Source organism: Cyclobacterium sp. 1_MG-2023 (assembly GCF_030546805.1).
Taxonomy (GTDB): domain Bacteria; phylum Bacteroidota; class Bacteroidia; order Cytophagales; family Cyclobacteriaceae; genus Cyclobacterium.
The window spans coordinates 41,408-62,871 of the sequence record NZ_JAUOPC010000006.1 but is presented as its reverse complement, the minus strand read 5'-3'; the positions used below and the strand labels follow the sequence as shown (position 1 = coordinate 62,871).

Sequence of the window (21,464 nt, the reverse complement as noted above, 5' to 3'; positions counted from 1 at the left end):
AATGCTTAAATTACCTTAATTTTTTAAATATTGAAAATTTCAGGCATTGAGACAGTATTTTCCTTCCAAAAAAAGGATGGGCGGTATATGTATTCACAATAAATAATGGCAGTTCCTACTTGCTTTTATAGGCAAAATGGTTTGGTTTTTATAAGTATTTTGGACTCATTAATACTCTTTTCCGAGGGTTTACACCCGGTTATGCAATAGGATTCGTAATAGAAGGTCTATAACGTATTTCAGGTTATAGAGAAGGTTTATCCATTTATTCTATTTCACCAAAAAATCGATAGGGATTGCCCAGTGGCTTAAATTTTCAAGTTAATCCAACCATTTCTTTTTATAAAGCGTGGAATGGTGGGGGGAATAACTCCTTATTTCTTTCTCAATTAGTCTGGCAACCTGTGCATTAAAATGTACGGGGTCTCTAAAGTTATTTTCATCAACTGTTAAATGAGAAGCATAATTGAAATCAAATACATCACCTAAGGTGAACAAATCATCTTTAAATTTGGCTTCAAACTCCTCCAATTCATACTTTGTTAATACTTCATGGTAGTCTTTGTGTAGAGGTGGGATCCAAAAAATCAGCTTAATGCCCTCTGTTTTACAATGGTCTGCAATTTCTGTCAATTGCTTATGGTATTCGTCCGGATAAGTAATGTTTTTATAAAACTTGTCAGTCCCTTTCAATTTTTTCTTCCAAAATTGTTCTTTGGCTCCCGGTAATTCAACTTGAGAATGACTCTCGTCCTCACCTTGATGATTGTCAGTCATTATAGCATAGGCTGCATTGAAAGTATACTTATTAAAGGCATAGGTGAAATAATTGCTTTTTCTGTTTATGGTCTCTTCTACCCAAAAGCGACGATTGTATTTATTATATAAGTTTAGGTTGATTCCTATTAAAACTGTGTCAGGCTTTTCGATTTCTCTGGCCCACCAAAATGATTGAATGACTTCTTTTAAACTTGCCCCACCATAGGCCAAATTGGACCAAGCCGAACTGTCCATGGCATTGTAAAGCCCATTGCTTCTTGAGTCACCTAATACCCAGTTTTTCTTGGGGTCGTTTTTAAAATCAATCATTTTATATAGGTGTGGCTCAATGTCCAAAGCAATGGCTTTTTTCTCCTCTTCACTGATAATTCCAAAGCCATTTAAATAATTGAAAGGATCAATTAAGGCAATTAAACAGCTATATAGCACAAAAGGAATTACAAAATAGAGGCTATTTTTTATAAATCTTTTCATGTTGCTTAAAATTGAAAGTAAATGAATTCTTGTTGAACACCATTCATAATGAAGCAAAATATGATTATCACGTAGTAAAATGCCCACCTTACCGTTTTAGGTAATTTTTGGGGATTTAGCTCGAGTCCATGATTCTTTTCTCGTTGGAGCCATTCTACAAGAATGAAGCCTATTAATAAAAAGAATAGATATATCAGGTGATTACCGGTATTCATGCTCCAAAAATCTTGGATGGGTAAGACAAAGAATTTTGGTGAAAAGATGATTGATATATAGTCAAATGCCATGTAAAGGCTGTCTGCTCTGAAAAATATCCAAGCAATGACGGTCAGAAAAAAAGTGATACCCATTTGAAATGTTTCTCTAATACTTGGTAGGTATTTGCCCGCTGCTACTGTGTCGGAAGTATGCACTCTGTTCTTTTTTGTCAACAGTAATGGAAGATAGAATGCAGCATTTAAAGCCCCCCAAAAAAGAAATGTCCAATTGGCTCCATGCCAAAAACCACTGACAATAAATATTATGAATATATTCCTAATTGCATGGCCTCCTCTGCTGCCGCCTAAAGGAATGTATAGGTAATCTCTAAACCAAGTGGAAAGAGAAATGTGCCACCTACGCCAAAATTCGGCAATGTCCCTTGAGAAGTACGGGAAAGCAAAATTCTTTTTTAATTCAAATCCGAATAGCCGAGATGTGCCAATCGCTATATCTGAGTAACCGGAAAAATCGCCGTAAATCTGAAAGGCAAACAGTATCCCACCCAAAAATAAAGTGAAACCTGAATAGGATTGGTAATCATTGAAAATATCATTTACATAGATCGCACAATTGTCTGCAATTACGATCTTTTTGAATAAGCCCCAGAGTATTTGCCTTAAGCCATCGCAAGCTTTGGTGTAATCGAAACTTCTGTTCTTGAAAAATTGTGGCAATAGATTTGTTGCCCGTTCAATCGGCCCTGCTACGAGTTGGGGGAAAAAACTGACATAAGCAAAAAATGCAACAGGTTCTGAAACAGGAGCCATCTTTTTGCGGTACACATCAATGGTGTAGCTCATCGTTTGGAAAGTGTAAAAACTGATGCCTACCGGTAAAATAATATTTAGCCTTGAAGGATCCATAGAATTGCCGAATAGAGTAAAAGCATCTGCAAAACTATCTGCGAAAAAATTATAGTATTTGAAAAAGCCTAAAAACCCTAGATTGACAGCCAAACTAATAAATAAAAGGAATTTTCTTTGATTAACATTTTGGCTTTTGCTCAGTTGATTCCCAATTAAAAAATCAACCAGCGAACTGAAGAAAATCAGTGACAAAAAACGATAATCCCACCAGCCATAAAAAACATAGCTGGCAAGCAATACCCATAGGTTTTGAAGCCTTAAATTCTTCTGGAAGACAAACCAATAAATGAAAAATACAATCGGTAGAAAAATTAGAAATTCAATTGAATTGAATAACATGGCAATAGGAATTAGGTAGTTTTAAAATATTTGATTTAGGCTTCTTAAAGATGGTATTTAAAAGAAGACCAAATTTTATATATAGCACAAAACTATATATAAAATTCATTTAAATCACTTTTTATCTATAAAAAAATAAATTTATTCCTATATATATTTGTATTATTATGCCTTATTGAGCTCCATGAGGTATTTTCCGGTATAATTATTTTCTTTCTTCATTAAATCTTCCGGTACACCTTCGAAAATTACATTGCCACCTTTTTCTCCTCCTTCAGGCCCCAAATCGATGACCCAATCTGCAGCCATAATTACCTCTGTATTGTGTTCAATTATTAGTACGGTATGTCCTTGGTCTATTAGGGAATTAATGGAAAACAGCAATTTTTTGATGTCATGAAAATGAAGCCCTGTAGTAGGTTCATCGAAGATAAATAATATTTTCTCCTTATTTTTTGTGTCATTTTTACCTAAGAAAGAAGCGAGTTTAACTCGCTGGGCTTCGCCGCCACTCAAGGTGTTGCTGGATTGGCCAAGACCAATATAACCCAAGCCAACTTCCTGCAAAGGCCTTAATTTTTGAATAATGCCCTGCTTCTCACTGAAAAAGTCCATGGCTTCATCTATGGTTAAGTTTAGGACTTCGGAAATATCTTTGCCTTTGTATTTGGCATCCAAGATTTCATTTTTAAAGCGCTTTCCTTTACAAGATTCGCAGGTAAGGTAAATGTCTGCCATAAACTGCATCTCTATCTTCTGTGTTCCTTCTCCTTGACATGCTTCACACCTGCCACCATCTACATTAAAGCTAAAAAATGCAGGTTTATAACCTCTTTGCTTGGAAATGGGAAGTTCTGCATACAGGGCCCTGATCCCGTCATAAGCCTTGACATAAGTAACAGGGTTTGACCTAGAGGATTTCCCGATTGGGTTTTGGTCTACAAACTCAATCCGGTTTACATTCCTGTAATCCCCGTCAATTTTATCAAATTTCCCAGACTCTTCATTGACACTACCAAGTATTTTACCTAAGGCAGGATACAATACTTTTTTTACAAGGGTAGATTTGCCTGAGCCACTCACACCTGTCACTACAGTCAATACTCCTAAGGGTATTTTTACAGTGATATTTTTCAGGTTATTCTCCTTGGCTCCTTGAATTAAAATGTATTCGTTCCATTTTCGGTTGTGCAACTTGACATTGATGGACTCTTCTCCACTTAGGTACCGAGACGTATGCGTATTGCCCGCTTCCATCAATTCCTTTAAGTTTCCTTGGAAAACCAATTCTCCGCCATGTACCCCTGCATCCGGGCCTATGTCGATGACTTGATCAGCAGTAAGGATAATTTTCTCTTCATGTTCCACCACTATCACCGTATTGCCCAAATCTCTTAAGGCTTTTAATACAGTAATCAAACGCTCTGTATCTCTTGGATGTAAACCTATACTTGGCTCATCTAAAATATACATGGAACCCACTAGGGCGCTGCCTAAGGAGGTTGCCAATTTAATCCGTTGAAACTCACCTCCTGATAGAGAAGAAGTTAATCTATTGAGGGTTAAATAGCCCAGACCTACCTGATCAAGGTATTCCAGCCTGTTAATGATTTCTTTGAGTAATCTTTGAGATACATTTCTTTCTGTCTCTGTAAGGGCTAAAGACGCAAAGAAAGGTAGGGCCTTATCGATGGGAAGTAAAACCAAATCTGTGATGGATTTCCCAGCAATCTTTACATAAGAAGCATCCTTTCTAATTCTGGTTCCTTTACAGTCCGGACAAACTGTTCTCCCTCTAAACCTGGAAAGCATAACCCGGTATTGAATTTTATGAAGTTTGCTTCCCAAGAATGCAAAAAAGTCATTTAGGCCTTTAAAATATTTATTTCCAGTCCATAATAAAGCTTTATCCTTTTCCTCCAGGTCCTCATAAGGCCTGTGGATGGGGAAATCAAACTTTATCCCATCTTTCAATAAAGGTTGCAACCATTTTTTGGTGGTCTCCCCACGCCATGGAGCAATCGCTCCTTCAAAAATAGAAATGGACTTATCAGGAATGACTAAATCAGGATCAATTCCCAAAACAGATCCAAATCCCTCACAAGTTCTACATGCGCCATATGGATTATTGAAGCTGAAAAAGTTGACGGTTGGTATTTCAAAATGCATACCATCCAGTTCAAATTTATCACTAAAGGACCTAGAGGCAATATCCGGAATAACAATCTTGCATTCTCCCAATCCTTCAAAAAAGGCGGTTTGCACACTGTCTGCGATCCTAAACTGGTTGCCCTCATCGTCTTTCATAACGGTTACCCTGTCTACGAGTATCTCAAAGTCCCCTTCAGGTAATTTCTCCAATTCAAGTAAATCTTCTACAAAGGATACCTGACCGTCAATAAGCACCCTGGTAAAGCCTTTTTGTAACAAAATCTCCAGCTCTTTCTCTTTGGCTCTCTCGGGACTAAAATGTAGCGGACAGCTGATCATTACCTTGGCCCCTTCATCAAAACTGTGGATATAGGAGACCACATCAGTTACGGTATGATGTTTTACTTCTTCCCCGCTTATGGGAGAGATGGTTCGCCCTATTCTACTAAATAATAGTTTGAGGTAATCGTAAATTTCTGTAGTAGTGCCAACCGTAGATCTTGGGTTTTTGGTGTTTACGCCCTGTTGGATGGCGATGGCAGGAGATACTCCTTTGATGTACTCCACTTCAGGTTTTTCCATCCTCCCCAAAAACTGTCTGGCATAAGAGCTAAGGCTCTCCACATACATTCTTTGGCCCTCAGCAAATAGCGTGTCAAATGCCAGAGATGACTTTCCAGAACCTGATAAACCGGTTATGATAATCAGTTTATTTCTGGGAATGGCTATGCTTAGGTTTTTGAGATTGTTGACCCTTGCATTCTTTATAATTATAAAAGATTTAGGATCCAGATTCTCGAGTGAAGTGTTTGTATTGACAGTAGTTGTACCCATAATGTGCAAAGATACCAACCCAACCCTACAAATGATAAAATGTTATTAAAAAATTAAAAGCCGACATCCTTTGTTGGAATGTCGGCTTAGTATGTATAGGGCTATTTGCACTGAGAGGCAATTTTAAACCTCTTATTTATTTTTGCCCTTATCGTTTCATGATTTTGTACGTTTTCTTTGAGTTCTCAGTTAGAATGGTTACCAAATAATGGTTGCTAGGGAACTGTCGCATATCTATTTGATACCTTTTGTCACTAATTTTTTCGAGTTGGGGTTGCGCCCTTATCCTCTGGTCTTGGCTGGTTAGCTCTACACTTAATATACCCTCTTTAGAATCTAGGAATAACAAATCGGTGGTAGGGTTAGGAAATGGCATAAGCGTCTCTCTATTTGAATTGTTTTCTACCCTGATCACGTCTGAATAACTGAAAGTATCGTCCAAATCCACCTGCTTGATTCTATAATAGGTGACATCGTTTGTAACAGAATTGTCTGCATAATCATAAAAGACCTCTTGGTTACTATTGCCTTGCGCTTCAAGAGTTTCTCCAAATACTTCCCAAGAAAAACCATTTTGGGATTTTTCCATAATGAAATGACTTGTGTTTTTTTCTTGTAAGGTGCTCCAGTTCAGGCAATTTTTCTCACCGCAAGATTGTCCAAGAAAATCTCCCCACTCAAGTGGCAGAACTAATAAGGTTTCCACATAGTCAAAGGTAATGGATTGATCACCACCGATTTCATAGTAATCCAAAATCAATTCGATAACCCCTTCTTCTAAAACTTCCAATTCGTGGGTGTCGGCTATACTTTTTCTTCCTCCTTCTTTGCTCCATTCGTCAATCACGGTTGCCCCATCTATTTTTAGCCTGTAACCATCATCACCATTGACAGAAAACTCGTAGGTTCCGGGAGATACATCCAAACGCATTCTGTATTGAACGGTGAAGTTTGAAGATTGGCTGGTACAACCTACACCAGAAGGAAAGCTTTGATGAAACACAGCGTCCTCAAAAACCCTTCCGGAATAGTTTGATGTGGCGAAATTTCTTGGAGCGTCATAAGTATGACCGATCCATTCATTGTCGCCAAATTCAGTACGATCTAAATCTGGAATTGGATTCATGATTACTTCCAAAACATTGGAAAATACATCTACAGCTGTACTTGCCCCTTCATCATCCACAATGGTATTGGTTGCACCTCTTCTGTAATACCTTGCGCCGGTCCAGCTGTCATCATTATAGGCCGGGATGTCATAATCTTTATCTGTAGCACCCGGGATAGTGGTCCATACTGTGGATTCATCATTGGTGGTGGCATACTGCCAAAAGTACTCTGATACTTCCCCATCTTCAAATACCGCAGGTCCTAAAGAGCTGATAATGGTTGGGTCTGGATTTATTCCACAAAAAGTAACGGAACCTGAGGCATCAGCACCCATTTTTATTTCACCCGGGCCAAAATACAGTTCTATATTAAAGGAAAATCTATTGGCACCTTCTTCTTCATAATAGTTCAATGTCATGAACCATTCCTGAGTGTCTTCCATTTCAATATAATAGTTCCTGATATTGTCTTCATAAATGAAGTTATCAACCCCATCAAATTTCAAAGTATCAGCTTCATCTTTTGCCCAGTTGTCGTGAATCAAATCATTGCCATTGACATCAACAGCTCCACTTGAACTAGCGTTATCGATGTCGGAAAACATACTGAAATGAGAGCCGTCATCACTCCCTATGCTAATGCGGTAGATACCATTGGCATCAGGAATATACCTGCCGCGCATATGCACACCAAATAGGTGTAATTGCGTGTCACATCCCCCGGGAGTAGAAGGGTCAATTCCAGTTTGAAAAAACAATGTATCTGAGGAATAGCCATTACCGGGGTTGGGATCACTAAAGTAAGTATCGAAATTTAACCCTGAAACAGGAAGGAAGTCGTTTCCATCCCTTAATAACATACCCTTATACTGACCGCCTACACCACTATTATCTGGATATTTCTTTTTAAACTCAGACGGCTCATTATGGCCCGCATTGGCTCCATTTGGGTTGTAGTCCGTGGTTAATTGGTAAACATAGGCATTCCATACACCGGTCGGATAACCATTTTGCCAGCCATTTTGCCATGGCTTTGTTAGCGTTATGGGTTCTGTATTGGTACATGCCAATTGACCATAACTTTGTCCTGAAATGACTAAAAACAATACGATGGATAAAACTACGCTGTTAAAATAGTTTTTGTCCTGATTTTCTCCTCTCAAAATCCCCTCCATTCTTAAAAATATTAAATGTTGACAAGAATTTAATTGCTGTTAAAATACAAATTTATGCATTTGAAATTAAAAGGCAAGAAAAATAGAGAAAATAATTTGATAAAAAGCTAAAAAAGTTATTTAAAATTCATTTATCTGTGTTTATTTTTATGGTCTAACCAGGGCTTTAGTTGTAAGAATTGATTGAATTTTGCATAGCTAGTAACATCATGAATGCTTTGAACTTCATCAAAAATGGCCTTAGCTTTGTTAAAATCCCCTTTTCGATAGGCATCTAAAGCATATGGCAGTGAGGCAAAAGCTCTTTGAACCCTTAGGTCCTCTTCAATTTGTTCTTCTTCCTGACGTTGGAGGCTGAAATTCAAGCTATCTGAACTTACCAAGACACTTTGCATCCCGATAGGCTTTTTGAGAACCAAGCCCTCCAAATCTGTACAGCGGCTAAGCGCAACGTATACCTGACCCGCTTCAAACGAGCGATCAATATCTACTATGCATTTTTCAAAGGTAAGCCCTTGGCTTTTATGCACTGTTATAGCCCAAGCAAGTTTTAACGGAAACTGGGTAAACCTCCCTATAACTTTGGCATCTACTCTTCGCTCCACTTCATTGTATTGGTAATCTACATTTTCCCAAACTTCTCTTTCCACTTCATAGAAAGTGCCATTGTTCGCCTCCACGAGTATTTTGTTATCATGCATTTCCACTACTTTACCAATCATGCCGTTATAGTAGTTTTTTTCTGCATTGTTGCGCATAAAAATCACCTGGGCACCCACCTTTAGTCTGATGTCTAATGGTTCAAATGGGGCCATGTTTGGAGGGAAATCATCTTCAATGCTGGCTTTGTATACGCGCTCTTCGCTTTCTATAAGCTCAAGTTTCCTTTTGTTGATCTGGAGGATATTGTGATTATGGGTACCCAGAATAATATAACCTTGGTCCAAGAGATCAAAATGGTAATCATTTGCCCGCTGATTCAGAAAATTGATGTCTTCATAGCTGTGTCGGCTTTCTCTGATTCTATTCAAAAGGTTTTTAAACGTGGCATCTTTTTGACGGTATATTTTTTGAAGCTCAATGTGAAAAGGCATCAGTTCCCTGAAACCAAAAGAGCTAAAGAAAAAACGGTTTTCATATTGGCCAGACAGTAGAGACCAATCTTTGTCTTTTACCACCGGGGGCAACTGAAAGGGGTCACCTATTAAGACAAGCTGCACCCCTCCAAAAGGCAAATGTTGTTTTTTTCTAAACACCCGCAGGATCTGATCCAAGATATCCAGAATCTCTACACGTACCATGGAGATTTCATCAATAACAAGAATATCCAGGTTGCGAATAACGGACAAGCGACTCTTGGTATATTTGAAAGTGTCGAAGATATTCTGCTTGGAACCTTTGGGGGACAGCCTATGGTCTCCCGGTAGGAATATCTGTCTAGGGTCAATTTTAAAAAAGCTATGGATGGTTTTCCCTTTTGCATTGATAGCTGCCACTCCTGTAGGAGCCACAACCACCATACTTTTGGTTGTATTGAATTTTCTTAGGGTATGTAAAAAGGTGGTTTTACCGGTGCCTGCCTTTCCGGTCAAAAATAATGATTTGCTGGTATAAAGGGCAATTTCAAGTGCCTGAATAAAAGGTTCATTGGTCATGTCCAAGCCTTTGGCTTCAAATTCTCGGCGAAAAAACGATTTTAAGAAAGACATGAGGTAAATTGTTTGTTAAATAGATGCTTAAAATTATTAATAATTTTCCCGCTTTCGTATATATTGTAGATATTTCCTAAAACTAAAATACCTCTAGGGTATTGAATTTAACCTCCTTTCTAAATGGAACTGGTTTTAAATATTTTAAAAATCATATTAAGTATCATCTGTGTTTTTGCTGTCCTCGCTTCAAAGCTAAAGCTAAGCAATTGGTGGATACGTGTATTTGATTTTCCCCGCATTCAATTATTGATTATGGCTACTTTGGCTGTAGCGCTGTATGTATTTCCTTATCTATCCTTTGAGGCACTAAATATTACAGGTTTTTTGTTGGTGGTTTTTTCATGGTTCTATCAGGCAAGAAAGATTTTTCCTTATACCCTGATGGCTAAAAAAGAAGTGAAAAAAGATAAAAAGGCCTCTCCCGAAAATGAAATTGGAATCCTGGTAAGTAATGTGCTGACACCCAATAGGCATGTAGAAAAGTTGATCAACTTAGTGAAAAAGGAGAAACCGAACTTGGTTTTGACCCTTGAGTCGGACAAATGGTGGGAAGATCAATTGCAAGTTATAGAAAAAGATTATAAATATCAGGTTAAGATTCCCTTGGATAATCTTTATGGTATGCATCTGTACTCAAATCTAGAATTGGAAAATACCAAAGTGCATTATTTGGTAGAAGATGATATCCCTTCCATTCACTCCAGTGTAATTTTACCTTCAGGTAAAGCCATTCAAATCCATTGTATACACCCTGAGCCACCTAGTCCTACCGAGAGTGATACTTCACTTTCACGTGATGCAGAACTTCTAATTGTAGGAGAAAATGTAAAGGATCCGGGGCTGCCCACTTTGGTTTTTGGTGACCTGAATGATGTGGCTTGGTCAAGGACCACCCGCTTGTTTCAAAAAATCAGCGGACTTTTGGATCCTAGAAAAGGTAGGGGCTTTTTCAATACTTATAATGCCAAATACTTTCCGTTCAGATGGCCACTGGATCATATTTTTCATACCGAAGATTTTCTGTTGAGGGAGATAAAACGGCTTCCCTCCATATCCTCAGATCATTTTCCAATTTATATCAAACTCAAATTAAAACCTGAAAACGACCAGGATGATAAAAAAGAGGCACTGGAAGAGGATGAAAAAGATTGGAAAGAAGAAACCATTGATAAAGCCAATCCGAATATTTTGACCATTTAATAGGCTAAAGCAGTCTTTGTGTATTGTAAATTAAAGGTTGAATTTGAAAAGTCTCATCTTCATCTTTCGGTAAAAAGATGCCGTATTGTCAAACAACAATACGGCATCTTCAAAACTTAGGAAGCTCTAAATGGAATGTACTGCCGCAGGTAATTTCTAGCGGTTAATATGGCCATATTTACATCGGCTTCTGATTTTTCGTAGGCTTTATCCTCCACTTCAATGCAGCAGGGGCCCCTGTACCCTACATCAGTAAGGGCCGCAAAAAACCGTCCCCAAGGCACATCTCCCAACCCGGGTATTTTGGGAGAATGATACTCCAACGGATTGGCTAGAATGCCAACTCTGTTTAGCTTTTCTTGGTAGACCTTTACATCTTTAAGGTGAATGTGGTGCAGCCTTTCCTTGTAATCATAGATGGGCTGTACTGGGTCCATTTGCATCCAAACCAAATGAGAGGGATCGTAATTCAACCCAAAATTTGCATCAGGAATTATATGAAACATTTTGTCCCAGATGGCAGGAGAAATGGCTAGGTTTTTTCCTCCGGGCCATTCATCATCCGTAAAAAACATGGGGCAATTTTCTATCCCTATTTTAATGCCTTTGGCTGATGCATGTTTAATGATTTGAGGAAACCGCTCTTCAAATAGGCTCAAATTGTCCGCAATATTTAGGGCAGGGTTTCTTCCAATGAAGGTATTGACTACGGGTATTCCTAATTTCTCGGCCCCATCAATTACTGCCATAATATGAGAAAGTGCGTTCTCTGCTACTTTTTCATCCGGATCCATCGGGTTAGGATAAAAGCCCAGTCCCGATACATAGACGTTCTTTTTATTTTGGTAGTCTTTGATATGTGCTACCGTTTTTTCATCAAGGTTGGCCACATCAATATGCGTAACTCCGGCGTAGCGCCTTTCTGCTTTGCCTTTCGGCCAACACATGATTTCTACACATGAAAATTTTTCATTGGCAGCAAAGTCAATGACTTCTTCAAAACTTTTTTCAGCCAGGATGGCACTTACAAAACCTAATTCAAGCATTCCTTGGAAACAATTTATAATTTACATAACAATTCAGCGGCTTTGTCTAGGATGTCATCGTCCTTTGCAAAACAAAACCGTAATAATTTATCATCTTTTTTATCCTTATAAAAAACGGATACTGGTACAGATGCCACCTTGATCTCTTTGGTAAGCCTTATGGCCAAATCATAATCGTATTCGTCAGTGATTTTTTCGTAAGAGACGATTTGAAAGAAACTTCCTTTAGAAGGTTTAAAGGTAAATCTCGATGCCTGTAAAGCTTCATTGAAACGATCTCTCTTCCGTTGGTAGAAATCAGAAAGGGCTTCATAATGTTCAGGCAATTTTAAGAAATCTGCAAGCGCATACTGCATGGGAGACACTGTGCAGAAAGTAATGTATTGGTGGATACGCCTAAACTCCTTGCTTAGGGCAGCAGGCGCTAGGCAATAACCAATTTTCCAGCCTGTAACATGGTAGGTTTTACCCACAGAATTACAAATAAAGGACCTTTCTTTTAATTCCGGATGAGTCATCATGGAATGGTGAACTTCCCCATCAAAAACAATATGTTCGTATACCTCATCACTTATGATATAAATGTCTTTGTCACGAATAATATCCGCCAAGCTATCAAGGTCTTCTTTACTGAAAACCGTTCCCACAGGGTTGTGGGGAGTGTTGATAAGAATGGCTTTGGTTTTGGGGCTGATTTTGGCTTTAACCTTTTCCCAATCTATTTTAAAATCAGGGGCATCTAATGTGACGAAAACCGGAACGCCACCATTAAGGTCTATGGCCGGCACGTAGCTGTCATAGGCCGGTTCCAATACAATCACCTCATCTCCGGGATAGACTACTGCAGTAACTGCACAGAAAATGGCTTCTGTTGCTCCCGAGGTGACGGTCACTTCTGTCTCAGGATCGTAGGCTGTTCCATAGACATCGGCGGTTTTTTCGGCAATGCTTTCCCTGAAAACGGGTGCCCCGGACATGGGAGCATATTGGTTGTATCCATTTTTTAAATAGTGACAAACCAATTCACTTAGCTTTGGAGAACAATCAAAGCTTGGAAAGCCTTGGGATAAATTGTAGGCCCCCTCATCTGTCGCCAATTTGGACATAACCGTAAAAATGGTTGTGCCTACATAGGGGAGTTTAGAGGGTAAATTTTTTGCTTTTGTCATCATTTGTAAAGGTCCATCAGAATTATTCCCAATTCAGAAAAGAGAAGATTATTTGAAAGCTGCAACTCCGGCTTCAGCAATAATTCCATCTTCAGGTGGGGCAGCGCCGCTCACACCAATGGCTCCGATAACCTGGTCTCCGGAAATAATAGGAAGCCCGCCTTCCATGGCCAGCACTCCTGGTAGACTAAGAATATTCAACCGCCCTTCCTTGACCATGTCTTCAAATTCTTTAGTGGACCTTTTGAACTTAACCGCCGTTTCACTTTTTTCTAAGGCCACGTCAATACTTCCACTTTGGGTTCCATCCATTCTTCTGAGGACTACCAAATGTCCGCCGGCATCTACGATGGCTATGACTACATTCCAATCGTTTGCTTTGGCTTTAGCTTCTGCAGCATCAGCAATTGCTTGAGCATCCTTAAGGCTAAGGACTTCTGTCATCTGTTGGGCATTGGTTGAAAAACTCACCACGGTGAATAACAAGATTAAAATTGAAAAGCTTAGCTTCTGCATTTTATTAAATTTAAGTTCTAAAAGGATTAATCTTAAATATAATTAATAAACTGCAATTCTTAAATTTTTTATATTTGAGTAGGAATCAAATCGGTAAAAAAATCAATGAAAACTTTTCAAAAAGAAATTCAATTGCCCGCTTACAAAAGAGGTTTTCACCTCATTACCAGACATATTGTGGATAACTTTCCTGAATTAAATAAAATTGATCGGGGGCTGCTTCAAGTTTGGATAAAACATACTTCTGCAGGTTTAACAATCAATGAAAACGCTGATCCTACTGTAAGAGTAGATTTCGAAACCTTTAGCAATTACTTGATTCCTGAGGATTACCCCCATTTTATACATACCATGGAAGGCCCTGATGATATGCCTGCACACCTTAAATCAAGTATTTTTGGTTGTTCAGTGCAAGTTCCTGTTACCCGTGGTAGATTGAATATGGGGACTTGGCAAGGCATTTACCTTGGAGAGTATCGCAATTATGGGGGAAAGAGAAACTTGGTGCTTACAGTAATGGGAGAATGAGCTATTTTGAATAAAAATGAAGAGAAAACAGCATTTTGTTGCTTTATCCACAATTTTATCCACAAAAATTTAACAACTGTTTAAGTATCAGTTCTTTGAGATTTCCACTGTTCCTGGTAGCTGCCTGATAGGATCAATAGCAACCAATCTTGTAACCTATTCGGTGTCTGAAAAGTGTTTGAAAGCCTCCCTTTGAGGGCTTCAACTTTTCCGTCTTGGGGGTTGATCCAATAAGCTTCAGCCATATTCAAAATGTCCTTTTTTATTCGTGTTTTTATCTTGCTTCCTCGAGGTTGGTAAATAAGGATACAGCCTTGATCGACTGTCGTTAAGGCTAATTTCTGTTGATGGAAAGGCCACTTTAAGCCTGCCAAAACTTTTGTTGAAACCAGCATTTCCTGCCAGGGTAGCTTGGCAAAAAGCTTTGGCAACAAACCTATTTGTGAGGCTCCGGGTAAGTCCAGGGCTTTGTCCCAAGACATTTGAGCGCCAAATAGCGGGCTGGCATTTTCTGAATGCATTTGCCAAACTTCATTGCATCCATAGGTATAACCGGCCGCGCCGGACAGCATGCTCCAATAGGCAGATAGCCTAACATCAGCGGCATTCAAACGCTGAAAATGCCATTTATTTAGTAAGTTGGGAATGTTCTCATAACCGGGCTCTCCATTGATTATAGGTCGGATAGGTTTTCTGCTTCTGGCCTTGTTTACAAATCGGTATTCTCGGAATTTTTTTTGATGCCTGGATTGAAACATGTCGATTTGCAACCATGATGCGTTGGGAAAAAGATCACTTGCAATGGTTCCTCCTCCGGGATGGTAGGTGATTAGACTTGTTTTATCAATTGCCCTAATGCCCAAAGCCATCTGCTCAATAATTTCCTCATCTTCTTGGTCTTCCGGGGCCCTGTCTCCACCTAAAACCCATACCAAGTGCGGGTACTTGGCAAAGCGCTTGGCCAGTAATTCACCGAAAGTTTCGGCATTCTTAGGAGTGAAAATTTCGGGGCCGGTTCCCCATTTTTTATTGTATTTGTCTCCCCAGGTAGGTAGCAAGGCAAGGTATAGCCCCATTTCCTTTGCCAAGGCAACCACCTCTTCTACATGCTTGAAATAATCCTCATTGAGTTGGCAGGGATCTAATTCATTCAAAGGCAAATGTCCATTGGCATTGGGGCTGTTGAGCCCATCCAGCTCTGCCAAGATAACCGTTTGAATAATGGTAAACCCTTTATCAAGACGGTTTTGAAAGTAAAATCTGGTTTCTTCCAGTGACAACCTGTGAAGCAATTCCCACGCAGTGTCACCCAACCAGAAAAAAGGACTCCCATCCTGATGGGTTAAGAACCTGCCATTAGGGCTTATTTTCAGCTGCTGTAAATTAGCTTTCATTCTAAGTGTTGCAACCAGTTAATGCAACTGTTTGGCCAGTCTTTTTAGGTGCCTTCTTTATTGATGGAGAGGGCATAACCATGTTTACCTAATGGGTACAAGTGCATCTCTGCAGGGATGTTCTTTTCTACCAATCCTTGATAAAACATCAAACTATGTTTGACCGGGACTCCGGTATCGTCTTGGGAGTGGAAGATAAAGGTTGGTGGTGTGTCTGCTCTTATTTGTTCTTCATTGCTGAAATAACTGACCCATTTCGCTTCCGGGTTTTCACCGAGTAAATTGTTTCTTGAGCCTATATGTGTAAAGGTTTTATTGAAAGAAACAACAGGGTAGCCAAGGATCATAAAATCAGGACGGCTTGATTGATGCAGTATGGGGTCATCGGCGCCGGGGTTTCCTGAATCAAAATGAGTGCCCAAAGTGGAGGCCAAATGACCACCGGCAGAAAAACCCATAATACCAATTTTATCAGGATCAATATTCCACTCTTCGGCATGATGTCTTACCAGCCTAATGGCTTGTTGGCCATCCGACATGGGGACCAAGTGAGGACTTGTTTGAGTTACAGCTGAAGGTAAGCGGTATTTTAGCACAATGCCGGCAATGCCATGACTGTTGAGCCATTTGGCAATGTCTGTTCCTTCCCAATCATAAGCTAAAATACCATATCCTCCCCCGGGACAAATGATTACTGCTTGTCCTGTAGCAGAACTTTTGGCTGGTAAAAATACTTGAATTTGGGGGACTTGCACATTGCTAATTCGGGTAATTCCATCAACCTCGCTCACCTCTTTTACCTGAGAAACTTTCTGAAAGGGTATTTCTCCCGGATAAATGTCCATTATGATGGATTGATTTTGGGCTGATATGGCTCCCATGATAAAAAAGAAACTTAGTACTAGAATAAACTGCTTCATTGAGCTTAAATGTTTTAATTATTTAAAAGCGTTTAGCATTAAGGCCGCCCCATAAGCTGAGCCTAAAGGGAAGTCTGAAAATTCGAGTTCATAACCTTCTAAAAGCGCATTTAAAAAACGGATAAAGACCTTGTTATGAACAAAACCACCATCAATATACACTTTTTTTATAGCTGTTGCACCTTTAGCGAGCATCAATGAGGCCACTTGCATTTTTACCAAACCAAAGATCAAATGGTGAAAGGCTTCTTCATAATCTGAAAAGGAAGAGATGTCCCAGTTATTTTCAGGGAAGATTTCAGCCACCAAAGGAGTTCTTGCTATGGCATCAGGATAAAAAGTCCCGGAAACCTCTCCACTTAATAGTTGGTTAACCAATTTTTCATTAGGCACGATATTTTTATAATACTTGGGCTCTTTTCCAAAGGTTTTGTCCATTTTCTTGAGCTGATGATCCAGTTCATAGCCAAGGAAGAAACGACTGGCCTTGACCGTCTTTCCATGAATGGACAAGAAATTCAAACAGTCATTTTTCAATTCAGAGAAAGTCAGGTCTCTTTGGGGAAAAGGGTTTAGTGAAATGCTCCAAGTACCTGTCGAAATTAATAGGAATGGCTCTTTAATTTTAATCAAATAAGAAGCAAGTGCTGAAGAAGAGTCATGGATACCCACGCCAATTTTAACCTTTTGCCCACAGATCTCTTTTTCAAAACTGTGAGTAGTAGGAACCTGGCGTGGAAGTTTATCCGCTATGCCTTCATCGTAAACCCATTGGTGATAATCGCCCTTAGGGAAATCCCATAATTTGGTATGGCAACCTATGGAAGTAGGTTCACTTACAACCTCCCCGGTAAAAAGATAAGAGATGTATTGTGGAAGGTGTAGGGAATATTTGATTTTTTTAAATACTTCGGGCTTCTTTCTTTTGAGCCAGTAAAGCTGCAAACCTGAATTAAGCATACCTAAAGTTGGAGAGGCAGTGGTTTGATTGATGCTTTCCTCAGGGTATTTGCTGTAAAATTCCCTATGCACATCTTCAGGGAAGTCCTTGAGGTAATTGTAAATCGGGGTAACGGGCTTTCCATCTTCTCCAATCGATACAAAAGTGGCCCCATAAGTAGAGAAATTCAATGCTTTGATCTCATATTGAGGGTCTTGGCACAATTTCTCTACATTTTCCTTGGCCCACTTAGTAATTTTTTCTAAATCATCACATTCAAATCCGTCGTCATCTTTAATCGTTGGAAACTGTACATATTCTTCCTTGATTTCATTTAGATTTTCATCAAATAGAAAAAATTTCTTGTTCGTTTTTCCTATATCAAAAATGGCAGTTACCGGTATGGGCATTGTATTTTCGGATTATTTTGAATGGATTGATTTAAATTAAAGGCCGGTGGCAAGTGTTTTGGCACCTCTTTCCTTGACCAATTGCTTTCTTACAGCCAAGTCCCTGTAGACTTCTACTGGTGAAAGGGCAGCATCTGCCTGTAGTCGAGCTTCTGCTATTAGCGGCCTTAAATCAGTTCGGAAAGCATTTTGTAAAATTTCTTGGGCCAATACCGCATCATTGGATTCGCGGGCATTTTCCAAGGCATTTCGGTCTACAGTTAAGGCTTGAGCATAAGCCAGCTGGATCGCTTCAACCGATTGGAGTAAGTCCTCCATTGGATCTTTTAAGTTGTGGCTTGCATCGATCATCCATGCCGGAGCAGGATTCTTGGAAGTAATGTCTTCCATGCCTTCTACCAATTCGTTAAATATCAAAAACAATTGGTAAGGTTTCATGGCGCCTACGGTAAGGTCGTCATCACCAAATTTGGAGTCGTTGAAATGAAATCCCCCAAGTTTGCCCTGCATCATAAGGGTGGCCACAATTTGTTCAATATTGGTGTTGGGAAGGTGATGGCCCAAATCAACCAAGGTAAAGGCCCTTTCGCCCAATTGGGAAGCCAGTAAATGAGATGTTCCCCAATCCTGTATAACGGTATGGTAAAAATAGGGCTCGTAAGGTTTGTACTCTACAAACATTTTCCAATCTGCAGGCATCCCCTGATAAATCTCTTTCAAAGAATCCAGAGTCCGTTGTAGGGCTTTTCTGAAATTCATTTGTCCGGGAAATGAAGACCCATCTGCCAACCAAACAGTTAACGCTTTCGATCCCAATTGGTCCCCGTATTTGATGACCTCAAGGTTGTGATCAATGGCTTGTTGCCTTACCTTACTGTCTGTATGACACAATGAGCCAAACTTATAAGAGAGAGCCTGATCTTCTTGATCCTGGAAGGTATTTGAGTTGACGGCATCGAAAAGCAGGTTATGAGAAGCCGCATGGGCTTTCACTGCATCGATGTCTTCGGGAATATCCCAAGGGATATGTAGGGAAATAGCACCTGATCCGGCATTTAATGCATGAAGAAGGCCTACGTCATCAATTTTTTCCTCTAAAGACCTAGGTTCACCACCACCCGGAAATCTACCAAACCTTGTGCCTCCAGTGCCGAGAGCCCAGCTTGGAATGGCAATTTGAAAATCCTGAATCTTCTGAATGAGTTGCTCAGGTTCCAGTCCTTTGGTGGTTAATTTATTGCTTAGATACTCAAAACTCTCCCGGTGATCCGGGAGAGCTCTGTCATTGATAGTATTGATTTGATTTTTATCAATTCTCATGATAATAAATTATCTGACAAAGGCAGCAGCTACCCCTCCATCAACGTTTAAAATATTTCCGGTACTCTTGCTTAAATGACCTCCAACAAAGGCAAAAACTCCATTGGCAATATCATCTACTGAGATAATTTCATTCATGATGGTACGCTTGGCATAGAAAGCAGGAAGTTCTTCCACAGTGATTCCATAAGCCTTGGCTCTGCCTTTGGCCCATTCACCTTCCCAGATTTTACTTCCTTCAATCACAGCGTCCGGATTGACTACATTCACTCGGATTTTATCAGGTCCCAGTTCAGCAGCTAGCAATCTGCTCATGTGTACTTGGGCGGCTTTTGCCGTTCCGTAACCAACATTATTAGGTCCGGAAACCAAAGCATTTTTACTTGCAATATTGACGATGTCTCCTCCTTTATCCTGAGCCCTTAAAATGGCAACAGCTGCTTTAGAAACGGCAAATTGACCTTTTACAAGCACAGATTGAAGAATGTCCCAATCCTTTTCTGTAGTTTGTGCGATTGGTTTAGAAATGGCCAGTCCTGCGCAATTGACGATAATGTCTACACCTCCGAATTTCAGACAAGCAGCTTTCAAAGCTTTTTCTATGTCCTCCATTTTGGTCACATCCATTACAGCTCCGGATCCGGTGTCCTTGCCATAGGTAGCCAGGGCAGTATCCAAGTTGTCTTTGTTGATGTCTGTAATGAATACACAAGCACCTTCTTTGGCAAGTTTATCGGCAATTGCTTTTCCGATGCCTCCGGCTCCTCCGGTTACAAATGCTACTTTTCTGGAAAGCGGTTGCTCCTTAGGCATTCTTTGCAACTTGGCTTCTTCCAATAACCAATATTCAATGTCGAAAGCCTCTTGTAAAGGCAATGAAACATAAGAAGAAACAGCTTCAGCACCTTTCATTACATTGATAGCATTCGTGTAAAACTCACTTGCTACCCTTGCCGTTTGTTTGTTCTTGGCATAAGAGAACATTCCTACACCAGGCCATAAGATAACCACAGGGTTTGAATCCCTAATGCCGGGACTATTGTCACGTTTGTGGTCTTCATAATATTTGGTGTAATATTGTCTATAGTCTTCAAATTCTTTTTCAAGGTAAGCTTTAACCTCAGTCATGTCAGACAGGTCCGTATCCGGAGCAATTTCCAATACCAAAGGTCTGATTTTTGTTCTCAAGAAATGATCAGGGCAGCTGGTTCCAAGAGGAGCTAGTTTTTCCAGGTCATTGCTATTAATAAATTCCAAAACCCTTTCATCGTCTGAAAAATGGCCTACCATTCTATTGTAACTAGAGGCCAATCCTCTTAAATGTGGGGCAATGATTGAGGCTTGTTCTCTTCTTTCTTCTTCAGGAAGGGAAGTAACCTTTTGTCCACCGAAAACAGGCCGATCTTTGCCATAATTGTCTTCCAGGTACTGGGAAGCTTTGTCAATTACTTCAAGGCTGTTGATATAACATTCATAGGCAGTATCTCCCCAAGTGAATAGTCCGTGTCCTCCAAGCATAATTCCCCTGATTCCCGGATTGGCTTTAAGCGCTTTGTCCAATTGAAGGGCAAGGTCGAAGCCAGGTCTTTGCCAAGGAACCCAGGCAATTTGTCCTTCGAATAACTCTTGGGTAATTTTTTCTCCATCCTTGGCTGCTGCAATGGCTATGGCAGCATCAGGGTGAAGGTGATCGATGTGCTTGAAAGGTAATACAGCGTGCAATGGAGTATCTATAGAAGGAGCTTTGGAGTCCAAGTCATAGATACAGTGGTTAAAAAGTGCCACCATTTCATCTTCAAACTCCAACCCACGATAGACATTTTTTAGCGCTAGCAGCTTGTCCATATACAATCCTGCAAGTCCACTTCTTTTCAAAGTTCCAATGTCTCCACCTGATCCCTTGATCCACATTATCTCGGTGTCTTCTTTGGTAAGTGGGTCCTTTTCTATGGTCTTGCAGCTTGTGTTCCCTCCTCCATAATTGGTGATCCTAAGGTCTGCACCTAAAATGTTTGAACGGTAAAGCAAAAGGGCTACTTGATCGTCCCCTAAAGCCTTAGCTTTTTCATCATCCCATAGATAATCTACGTGCTTAAAAGTGTCTTTTGTAATTGCCATATTTTAAATAAATTTGAATTCCTTTTTAATATTTTAGCGAATATACCTTATTCAAAAATTTTAACTGTCCTGTTCTATGCTGTTTGAATGGCAAATTACCCATTACAAAAGCATTAATCTGTCAAAAAACTATACTTTTCCTCTTGAATGAGCCATTTTTTCGGATAATATGTCTTAAAAATCAGACAATGATAAGAAATTA

15 protein-coding genes are annotated in these 21,464 nt (G+C 39.7%); 2 read left to right on the top strand and 13 right to left on the bottom strand.

Annotated elements, in window-relative coordinates:
- Positions 1 to 321: 321 nt before the first annotated feature.
- The 5 genes from Q4534_RS10860 to Q4534_RS10840 all read right to left on the bottom strand — a co-directional run bounded on the left by Q4534_RS10860 (position 322) and on the right by Q4534_RS10840 (position 9,698).
- Complete coding sequence (locus tag Q4534_RS10860; protein ID WP_303613201.1) at positions 322 to 1,254, bottom strand: hypothetical protein; 933 nt, start codon at positions 1,252 to 1,254, stop codon at positions 322 to 324.
- Positions 1,255 to 1,259: 5 nt separating this feature from the next.
- Positions 1,260 to 2,720, bottom strand: a complete 1,461-nt coding sequence (locus tag Q4534_RS10855; protein WP_303613200.1) for an MBOAT family protein — start codon at positions 2,718 to 2,720, stop codon at positions 1,260 to 1,262.
- Positions 2,721 to 2,885: 165 nt separating this feature from the next.
- A complete protein-coding gene (uvrA, locus tag Q4534_RS10850; protein WP_303613199.1) occupies positions 2,886 to 5,705 on the bottom strand; it encodes an excinuclease ABC subunit UvrA in 2,820 nt (939 codons plus the stop codon).
- A 148-nt stretch (positions 5,706 to 5,853) separates the two neighbouring features.
- Positions 5,854 to 7,989 (bottom strand): PA14 domain-containing protein, encoded by a 2,136-nt coding sequence (locus Q4534_RS10845; protein WP_303613198.1) that lies wholly within the window; start codon positions 7,987 to 7,989, stop codon positions 5,854 to 5,856.
- Between the two features lie 131 nt (positions 7,990 to 8,120).
- Positions 8,121 to 9,698, bottom strand: coding sequence for an ATP-dependent RecD-like DNA helicase (locus tag Q4534_RS10840; protein WP_303613197.1), 1,578 nt, complete (start codon positions 9,696 to 9,698; stop codon positions 8,121 to 8,123).
- A gap of 123 nt (positions 9,699 to 9,821) precedes the next feature.
- Between Q4534_RS10840 and Q4534_RS10835 the strand changes: the two genes are divergently transcribed.
- A complete protein-coding gene (locus tag Q4534_RS10835; protein WP_303613196.1) occupies positions 9,822 to 10,901 on the top strand; it encodes an endonuclease/exonuclease/phosphatase family protein in 1,080 nt (359 codons plus the stop codon).
- 116 nt (positions 10,902 to 11,017) lie between these two features.
- On the opposite strand, the gene Q4534_RS10830 is transcribed toward Q4534_RS10835, so the two are convergent.
- Genes Q4534_RS10830 through Q4534_RS10820 form a run of 3 tightly spaced genes read right to left on the bottom strand, consistent with a single transcriptional unit; the run spans position 11,018 to position 13,632 of the window.
- On the bottom strand, positions 11,018 to 11,947 hold the full coding sequence (locus Q4534_RS10830) for a sugar phosphate isomerase/epimerase (protein WP_303613195.1): 930 nt from the start codon (positions 11,945 to 11,947) through the stop codon (positions 11,018 to 11,020).
- A 14-nt stretch (positions 11,948 to 11,961) separates the two neighbouring features.
- Complete coding sequence (locus Q4534_RS10825) at positions 11,962 to 13,119, bottom strand: methionine aminotransferase (protein ID WP_303613194.1); 1,158 nt, start codon at positions 13,117 to 13,119, stop codon at positions 11,962 to 11,964.
- Positions 13,120 to 13,164: 45 nt separating this feature from the next.
- Positions 13,165 to 13,632: a heme-binding protein gene (locus tag Q4534_RS10820; RefSeq protein WP_303613193.1), complete on the bottom strand. Its 468-nt coding sequence runs from the start codon at positions 13,630 to 13,632 to the stop codon at positions 13,165 to 13,167.
- A 105-nt stretch (positions 13,633 to 13,737) separates the two neighbouring features.
- Here Q4534_RS10820 and Q4534_RS10815 point away from each other — a divergent pair, with 105 nt between their 5' ends.
- Positions 13,738 to 14,160, top strand: coding sequence for a secondary thiamine-phosphate synthase enzyme YjbQ (locus tag Q4534_RS10815; RefSeq protein WP_303613192.1), 423 nt, complete (start codon positions 13,738 to 13,740; stop codon positions 14,158 to 14,160).
- An 80-nt stretch (positions 14,161 to 14,240) separates the two neighbouring features.
- Here the strand turns inward: Q4534_RS10815 and Q4534_RS10810 are convergent, their stop codons facing one another.
- The 5 genes from Q4534_RS10810 to Q4534_RS10790 are packed head-to-tail and all read right to left on the bottom strand — an operon-like array spanning position 14,241 to position 21,262.
- Positions 14,241 to 15,554, bottom strand: a complete 1,314-nt coding sequence (locus Q4534_RS10810) for a DUF4038 domain-containing protein (RefSeq protein ID WP_303613191.1) — start codon at positions 15,552 to 15,554, stop codon at positions 14,241 to 14,243.
- Between the two features lie 44 nt (positions 15,555 to 15,598).
- Entirely contained in the window at positions 15,599 to 16,474 is an 876-nt protein-coding gene (locus Q4534_RS10805; protein WP_303613190.1) for an alpha/beta hydrolase, read from the bottom strand.
- A gap of 18 nt (positions 16,475 to 16,492) precedes the next feature.
- A complete protein-coding gene (locus tag Q4534_RS10800) occupies positions 16,493 to 17,824 on the bottom strand; it encodes an FGGY-family carbohydrate kinase (RefSeq protein ID WP_303613189.1) in 1,332 nt (443 codons plus the stop codon).
- Between the two features lie 36 nt (positions 17,825 to 17,860).
- Positions 17,861 to 19,144 carry a TIM barrel protein gene (locus tag Q4534_RS10795; protein ID WP_303613188.1) on the bottom strand — a complete coding sequence of 428 codons (1,284 nt, stop codon included), beginning with the start codon at positions 19,142 to 19,144 and terminating at the stop codon, positions 17,861 to 17,863.
- 9 nt (positions 19,145 to 19,153) lie between these two features.
- Positions 19,154 to 21,262, bottom strand: a complete 2,109-nt coding sequence (locus Q4534_RS10790; RefSeq protein WP_303613187.1) for a bifunctional aldolase/short-chain dehydrogenase — start codon at positions 21,260 to 21,262, stop codon at positions 19,154 to 19,156.
- Between the last annotated feature and the right edge of the window lie 202 nt (positions 21,263 to 21,464).